Origin of the sequence: Pseudomonas sp. WPR_5_2, assembly GCF_003634475.1 — a bacterium.
Lineage (GTDB): Bacteria > Pseudomonadota > Gammaproteobacteria > Pseudomonadales > Pseudomonadaceae > Aquipseudomonas > Aquipseudomonas izuensis.
Genome location: NZ_RBLA01000002.1, coordinates 167,829 through 174,982 on the forward strand (window position 1 = coordinate 167,829; position 7,154 = coordinate 174,982).

Here is a 7,154-nt window from a genome sequence, read left to right on the forward strand (position 1 = left end):
TGTTGAAGGTGCCGGCCTCTTCGCGAGCAGGCTCGCTCCCACAGTGATGTGGTGGTGTACATAGAGTTTGCTGACAAACACCAGTCCTTTGTGGGAGGGAGCCTGCTCGCGAAGGCAGTGTGTCAGGCGACAGTGATGTTGAAGGTGCCGGCCTCTTCGCGAGCAGGCTCGCTCCCACAGTGATGTGGTGGTGTACATAGAGTTTGCTGACAAACACCAGTCCTTTGTGGGAGCGAGCCTGCTCGCGAAGGCGGTGTGTCAGGCGACAGTGATGTTGAAGGTGCCGGCCTCTTCGCGAGCAGGCTCGCTCCCACAGTGATGTGGTGGTGTACATAGAGTTTGCTGACAAACACCAGTCCTTTGTGGGAGCGAGCCTGCTCGCGAAGGCAGTGTTTCAGGCGACAGTGATGTTGAAGGTGCCGGCCTCTTCGCGAGCAGGCTCGCTCCCACAGTGATGTGCTGGTGTACATAGAGTTTGCTGACAAACACCGGTCCTTTGTGGGAGCGAGCCTGCTCGCGAAGGCGGTGTGTCAGGCGACAGTGATGTTGAAGTTGCCGGCCTCTTCGCGAGCAGGCTCGCTCCCACAGTGATGTGGTGGTGTACATAGAGTTTGCTGACAAACACCAGTCCTTTGTGGGAGCGAGCCTGCTCGCGAAGGCGGTGTGTCAGGCGACAGTGATGTTGAAGTTGCCGGCCTCATCGCGAGCAGGCTCGCTCCCACAGTGATGTGGTGGTGTACATAGAGTTTGCTGACAAACACCAGTCCTTTGTGGGAGGGAGCCTGCTCGCGAAGGCGGTGTGTCAGGCGACAGTGATGTTGAAGGTGCCGGCCTCATCGCGGGCAGGCTCGCTCCCACAGTGATGTGGTGGTGTACATAGAGTTTGCTGACAAACACCAGTCCTTTGTGGGAGCGAGCCTGCTCGCGAAGGCGGCGTGTCAGACAGCAGTGATGTTGAAGGTGCCGGCCTCTTCGCGAGCAAGCCTTGCTCCCACAGGGTTTGTGGTGTGTCAGGTACGTCGGGCGAGGGCGGACGTGGCCATGAACAGGGCGGCAATGGCCCGGGCTTCATTGAGTTCGCCTCGGGCTACCAGTTCGGGGATCTGTGCCATTGGCACCCGCAGGCATTCTAGGGGTTCGGGTTCGTCGCCGGTCAGTTTGCAGGGGCTCAGTTGTTCGGCCAGTACCACTCGGTAGCGGTGACACAGGTGGCCCGGCGCCAATGTCAGCTCGCCCAGTTCACTAAGGCGTGCAGCACGCATACCGACTTCCTCGCAAAGTTCGCGCTGCGCCGCTTGCAGGTAGTCTTCATCGGGCTCTGCGCCGCCCTTGGGCAGGCCGAGCACAGTCTTCTCGACGCCCACCGCATACTCCCGAACCAGCAACACATGCAGCGGATCAGGCATCGCCACCACCATCACCGAACGATAACCCGTACCGCGCAGGCGTTCATAGATCCGCTGCTGGCCATTGCTGAATTGCAGGTGCAAGGCTTCGATCTGAATGTAGCCGCTTTCAGCCAGCAGCTCGGTCTTGAGGATGGTCGGACAATTGCGCATGGTCAGGCCCCTGGTTGGGATAGACACACTGTGCGCCTTGCCTGTGAGGGCGCCATCGTCCAAGCGGACGAGGGCGCAAGCCGTGTACTAACCGAGCGTCGCCACACTGCGCAGGATCAGGCGCACCAACATGGTCTGGCGAGTCACGCCAGTCTTGGAGAAGGTCGAGCGCAAATGAGCCCGCGAGGTGTTGCGGCTGATACCGAGTTCTTCCGAGGCTTCGTCCAGGGTCAGACCATTGGCCAGCAGCATCGCCAGTTGGGTTTCCGCCGGGGTGAAGTCGAACAGTGCGCGCACGATCTCCTGGGGCGCGGTGGATTGCTGCTCCGGGTCGCTGATGAAAATCACCACCGTGGGGCACTGCTTGCCTTCGCTCCAGTCTGTCAGCGGTACCGAACGCACGATGATCCCCAGATCGGCCTTTCCGGACGGCCGTTGCACCCGCAGGGCCTCGACCACCGATGGATTGCTGCTCTTCTGCGACAACAGCGACTGTTTCACCAGGCGCCGGAATTCCTGGGTGTCACGGGCGGTCCCGACCTGCAGGCCGTCGTTGACCAGTTTGATGCCGTCCTTTTCCTGGATCAGTCGATCGGCGACCTGGTTGGTTTGCAGCACCTTGCCGGCCTCGTCGAGGATGATCGTGCCGACCGCCATCTGATTCACCGCCCCGGCGTACAGGTTGCGCTCGGCCTCGATGCGATTGAGCTGCATGTGGATCTTGATCGAGCGTTCCAGGTGCGGGATGAAATAGGTGAGCAGGGCTTTTTCTTCGTTGCCGAACGGCTTGTCGTCACGCCCGCGGCTGATGCGGATCCGGCACTGGGCGCCGTCACTGGTGTTGATGTCGGCGCCGAGAATGTGGAACACGTCGACCGGTTCGAGGAAGTTCTTGTAGAACTCCGATTGCTGCCAGTCGTCGTTGGAGACGAACTCGGCGAGGGTCACCACCTGGCGATTGGGCAGGTCGACGAACGGGTCGAGGCTGAAAAAATGCTTGTTATAGGACGCGGTCGCCTCGGTCGAGGTGCCGGTGGTGTTGACCATCAAGCCATCCACATGGGCGCTGGGTGGACGCAGGATGAAGGTCACGTACTTGCTGTTCAGATACACATTGAGCTGATTGAGAAAGGTCGCCCAGGGAATGTTTTCCAGCGGCCCCTGATAGAGGTTGCCGAGCAAATCACTGAACGTATCGAGGCTGAGGTCCTGCTGCATAGGGAAAAACCGTTCTTATTATTAGCGTTGGCGGTGGCCGAGAATAAGCGCCGATATCGGCTCCATGCAACGCTCGGGCTCAGGGCCTGACGGGCGGCTGCCGGGCAGGCCCGTGGCGGGCGAAAGGCCGTTGCCGTCAGACCCGTTCGCTGGCGCGCACGACAAATTTCTTGTGTTCCAGCACGTCCGCCGCCAACGCCTCGACGTCGGTGTAGAACTGCTCGTACCAGCGGCGCAACTGATACACCGGGCCATCGCCGTCACACAGCAGCGGGTTGTCGACGCGGGTCTTGCTGTGCCAGATCGCCACGTCTTCGTAAAAGGCTTCCTGGGCCTGCTGCACGTAGGCCTTGGCCATCGCCTGATTCTGCTCTTCGCTGAGCCCCGGAATCTTTTTCACCAGCACGCCGTAACGCAGGGTGAAACTGTCCAGGTCGATCGGTACATGGCAGTTGAGCAGGATCGAATGGATCGGCTGGCCGTTCATGGCGCCGGTCATTTCGGTGATCTGATAGGCCGGGCCGTAATAGGTGGCCACAGTGCTCAGCACGCTGTCACCGGACAGCCGCTCGCTGCGGGCGCTCATGATCTGGGTGGCCAAATGGCCTTCGAAGATATTGCTGAATGCCTCGACCGGCGCGCCATGCACGGTGCCGAAGTGCGCCATGTCGGCGATGTTGTCGATCAGTTCGCGGCAGTGGGTGCCGATCTGCAATTCGGCGACTTCCCACGCCGCCCACTCTTCACTGAAGCAGGCATCGATGCGCGGGATGCGTTGCTCGGGCAGCGGTGGGTTGCCTTCCGGGTCATTCCAGACGAACAGCAGATGGTTTTCTTCCATCAGCGGCCAGCTTTTGATTTTGGCCCGCGGCGGAATGCGCTTGGCATAGGGAATGTCATCGCAGACGCCATCGGCGCCCCAGCGCCAGGCGTGGAAGGGGCAGCGGATCGAGTTGCCTTCGACGCAACCGGTACTGAGGTCGGCGCCCATGTGCGGGCAGTAGCCATCGAGAATATGCAGCTCGCCGTCTTCGCCCTGGAAGGCCACCAACTTTGTGCCGAACACCTCCAGGCGATGGGGCTTGCCGTCGCGGTATTGGGCCGCCAGGCCCAGGCAGTGCCAGCCTCGGGCGTAACGATCTTCCAGCAGTCTGGCTTCGATGCGGTGCAGGGTACTCATCTTATTGTTCTCCCAGGGTTCACGGGTTTGGCGCATGTCACGGATTCTGCCGCGCCTGTGAAAGCGGGCATCGTCTGAATGGACGATGGCCGCCCGGCAATGGCCCGCTCTACTGGCGCCATTGGACCCAGTGCAGGAGTTGGCGATGAACAATGAACATGGCCCGGTGGCAGTGATTACCGGCGCCGCCAGTGGTATTGGCAGAGGCCTGGCCGAGCACGCGGCGAAGCTGGGCATGCGCCTGGTACTGGCCGATCGGGATGCGGCAGGCCTGCAAACCTTTTGCGATCATTTGCTGGCTGGCGGCGTACAGGCGTTGGCCTGTGTGACCGATGTTGGCGACCCGGCGCAGGTCGAGCGTTTGCGCGACCGTACCGTCGAGCACTTTGGCGGGGTGGACCTGTTGTTCAATAACGCCGGGGTGATGCAGACCGGCTACAGCTGGGAAATCACCCGGGCGCAATGGGACCGGATGCTCACCGTCAATCTGGACGGGGTGATCAATGGCATTCGCGCTTTCGTGCCGCTGTTCTTGCGCCAGGGGCGGGCCGCCCATGTGATCAACACCGCCTCCCTGGCAGGGCTGGTCAGCAGCCCGTTGATGGCGCCGTACAACGTGACCAAGCAAGCGGTGGTCGCACTGTCGGAAACCCTGCACTACGAACTGGCGATGCTCGGCGCACCGGTGTCGGTTTCGGTGCTGTGCCCGGGGCCGGTCGCCAGTGAAATCATGGCGTCGAACCAGGTGGTGGACGCCGCCGGTTCGTCCTTCAGCCAACTGCTCGACGGCACCATTCGCCAAGGCATGTCGCCGGGAGAGCTGGCCGCGCAGGTGTTCGACGCCATCGCGCAAAAACGCTTCTGGATCCTGCCGCACAAAGGCTTCGAACCAGCGCTGGAGCGACGGGTGCGGAGCATCCTTGAACAAACCAATCCCGTCTTTCAAATGACCGATGTAGAGGAAGATTCCCATGCCGCTCGATAAGCAGATCGCCGCGGTGCTCCAGCAGTTTCGCGATCTGCCGGAGCCCGATTTCAGCCAGCTCGACGCCGTGCAATACCGGCAGTTCAGCGACAACCTGCTGCCCGCCATCCCCGGCGATCCGATGATCGAAGTGCGTGACCTGAAGGTTGCAGGTGCCGCAGGTCTACTCGATGCGCGGCTGTATCGCCCACTGGAAGAGGACAATCTGCCGCTGCTGGTGTTCTTCCACGGCGGCGGCTTTGTCATGGGCAATCTTGTTACCCACGACAACCTTTGCCGTTCTCTGGCGCGCCAGTCAGAGGCGGTGGTGGTGTCGGTGGCCTATCGACTGGCACCGGAACATCATTTCCCGGCGGCCCCCCTCGATTGCTATGCGGCCACGTGCTGGCTGGTCGAGCATGCGGATGAGCTCGGCATCGACGCAAGTCGCCTGGCGCTGGCCGGGGACAGCGCAGGGGGCAACCTGGCGCTGGCGGTCAGTCGTTTGGCGGCGCAACGCAAGGGGCCGAAAATCAGTTACCAGTGCCTGTTCTATCCGGTGACCGATGCCCGCTGCGACAGTCAGTCCTATGAGGATTTTGCCGAAGGTTATTTTCTGTCCAGCGCGATGATGTACTGGTTCTGGCAACAATATTTGCAGGATACCGGGCAGGGGGATGATCCTCTGGCTTCGCCGTTGCGGGCCAACAGTATGGCGGGTTTGCCGCCGACCACGCTCATCACCGCCGAATTCGATCCGTTGCGTGATGAAGGCGAGGCTTTTGCCCGGTGCCTGCTGCAGGCGGGTGTATCGGTGCGCCTGCAACGCTGCGAAGGCATGATTCACGGGTTCATCAGCATGGCTCCGTTTGTCGAGGGCGCTGCATTGGCCTTGGCCGACGCCGCGGCCGATCTGCGCAGGGCACTCAATTGAACGGCGTGGCGAGCCCGGCATTCGATACGGTGCCGCAGTTGATCGAGGCCATTGCCGCTGGGCAAATGGTGGTCATCACCGACGATGAGCACAACGGCGAAGGCTCGTTGTTGATGGCCGCCGAACACTGTGGCGCCGAGGCGGTCACGTTCATGGCGGTGCAGGCGCGCGGGCTGATTTGCCTGGCCTTGACCGAACAACGCTGCCGCGCGCTGGGGCTGGACCTGATGGTGCCCCATTCACGGGCGCAGCATGGCGTGGGGTTTACCCGCTCGATCGAAGCGGCGACCGGGGTGTCCACCGGCATTTCAGCGGCAGACCGGGCGCGTTCGATTCAGGTCGCGGTCGATCCTGTCAGTGGTCCGGCAGATCTGGTTCAACCGGGGCATATCTTCCCGGTGCAGGCATTGCCCGGCGGGGTGATGCAGCGCGCCGGGCATGTCGAGGCGGCGTGCGACCTGACGCGGCTTGCGGGCCTGCAACCGGCAGCGGCGCTGGTGGGAATTCTGAACGAGGAAGGGGCGTTGGCTCGTGGCAACGAACTGCACGAATTTGCCCGCCGTCATGGCCTGCGAATCGGCAGCGTTGCCGACTTGATCCACCACCGCATTCTGTACGAAGGCACGATCGAGCGCGGGGGGGAATATCCGCTGCATACCCGTCATGGCGAGTTTCGGGTAACGACCTATCAGGACACCTATCAAGGCGCGCTGCACCTGGCGCTGGTCAAGGGCCGGATCGACAGTACGCAGCCGGTTCTGGTACGGGTGCAGAGCATTGAAACGCTGCGTGATGCGCTGGGTTGCGAAAGCGAAGGCGGGGCCCAGCAGTGGACCCTGGAGCGCTCCCTGGCAAGCATCGCGGCGGCTGGCAATGGCGTACTGGTGTTGCTGGCTCAAAAGGAAACCGCCGATGGCGTGCTCGAACAACTGCGCCTGCGTAGCGGCGGCAAGCCAAGGGCGCCACAGTTTCCGCAGCGGACCCTGGGCATCGGCGCACAGATCCTGCGGGACCAGAACGTGCGCAAGATGCGCCTGATGAGTTCACCGGTGCCGTACAAGGCTGTTTCCGGGTTTGATCTGGAAGTGACCGAATTCGTGCCGTTCCAACCCGAATCCTGAGTCGAACACAGTACCTGTGGGAGCGAGCCTGCTCGCGAAGACGGCTTGATAGGCGACATTGATGTTGAATGTGCCGGCCTCTTCGCGAGCAGGCTCGCTCCCACAAGGGATTTGCGGGGGTGGCGAATTTAGTGTTCACCGAAGATCAAACTGTAGGAGCGAGCCTGCTCGCGAAGGC

Annotated in this window: 6 protein-coding genes; 3 read left to right on the forward strand and 3 right to left on the reverse strand. The window is 61.8% G+C overall.

The annotated features are described in order from the left end of the window. Positions 1 to 1,010 precede the first annotated feature (1,010 nt). From nudE to BJ917_RS09500, 3 genes are all read right to left on the reverse strand, one after another. Positions 1,011 to 1,559: an ADP compounds hydrolase NudE gene (nudE, locus tag BJ917_RS09490; RefSeq protein WP_121103196.1), complete on the reverse strand. Its 549-nt coding sequence runs from the start codon at positions 1,557 to 1,559 to the stop codon at positions 1,011 to 1,013. A gap of 87 nt (positions 1,560 to 1,646) precedes the next feature. Further along, positions 1,647 to 2,777 (reverse strand): helix-turn-helix transcriptional regulator, encoded by a 1,131-nt coding sequence (locus tag BJ917_RS09495; protein ID WP_121103197.1) that lies wholly within the window; start codon positions 2,775 to 2,777, stop codon positions 1,647 to 1,649. A 136-nt stretch (positions 2,778 to 2,913) separates the two neighbouring features. Beyond that, on the reverse strand, positions 2,914 to 3,957 hold the full coding sequence (locus BJ917_RS09500; RefSeq protein ID WP_121103498.1) for a Rieske 2Fe-2S domain-containing protein: 1,044 nt from the start codon (positions 3,955 to 3,957) through the stop codon (positions 2,914 to 2,916). A 145-nt stretch (positions 3,958 to 4,102) separates the two neighbouring features. Between BJ917_RS09500 and BJ917_RS09505 the strand changes: the two genes are divergently transcribed. From BJ917_RS09505 to BJ917_RS09515, 3 genes are read left to right on the forward strand one after another with little or no spacing between them, the layout of a single operon-like run. Next, the gene (locus tag BJ917_RS09505) at positions 4,103 to 4,942 is read left to right on the forward strand and encodes an SDR family NAD(P)-dependent oxidoreductase (protein ID WP_096509997.1); all 840 of its coding nucleotides are present in this window, start codon (positions 4,103 to 4,105) and stop codon (positions 4,940 to 4,942) included. Beyond that, the gene (locus BJ917_RS09510; protein WP_121103198.1) at positions 4,929 to 5,855 is read left to right on the forward strand and encodes an alpha/beta hydrolase; all 927 of its coding nucleotides are present in this window, start codon (positions 4,929 to 4,931) and stop codon (positions 5,853 to 5,855) included. The genes BJ917_RS09505 and BJ917_RS09510 overlap by 14 nt, the downstream gene beginning before the upstream one ends. 5 nt (positions 5,856 to 5,860) lie before the next feature. Next, positions 5,861 to 6,976 carry a 3,4-dihydroxy-2-butanone-4-phosphate synthase gene (locus BJ917_RS09515; RefSeq protein WP_096515273.1) on the forward strand — a complete coding sequence of 372 codons (1,116 nt, stop codon included), beginning with the start codon at positions 5,861 to 5,863 and terminating at the stop codon, positions 6,974 to 6,976. The last annotated feature ends 178 nt before the right edge of the window (positions 6,977 to 7,154 follow it).

Excerpts from the sequence above, each read along its gene's own strand:
- nudE (WP_121103196.1), bottom strand. The coding sequence starts at position 1,559 with ATGCGCAATTGTCCGACCATCCTCAAGACCGAGCTGCTGGCTGAAAGC.
- BJ917_RS09495 (WP_121103197.1), bottom strand. The coding sequence starts at position 2,777 with ATGCAGCAGGACCTCAGCCTCGATACGTTCAGTGATTTGCTCGGCAAC.
- BJ917_RS09500 (WP_121103498.1), bottom strand. The coding sequence starts at position 3,957 with ATGAGTACCCTGCACCGCATCGAAGCCAGACTGCTGGAAGATCGTTAC.
- BJ917_RS09505 (WP_096509997.1), top strand. The coding sequence starts at position 4,103 with ATGAACAATGAACATGGCCCGGTGGCAGTGATTACCGGCGCCGCCAGT.
- BJ917_RS09510 (WP_121103198.1), top strand. The coding sequence starts at position 4,929 with ATGCCGCTCGATAAGCAGATCGCCGCGGTGCTCCAGCAGTTTCGCGAT.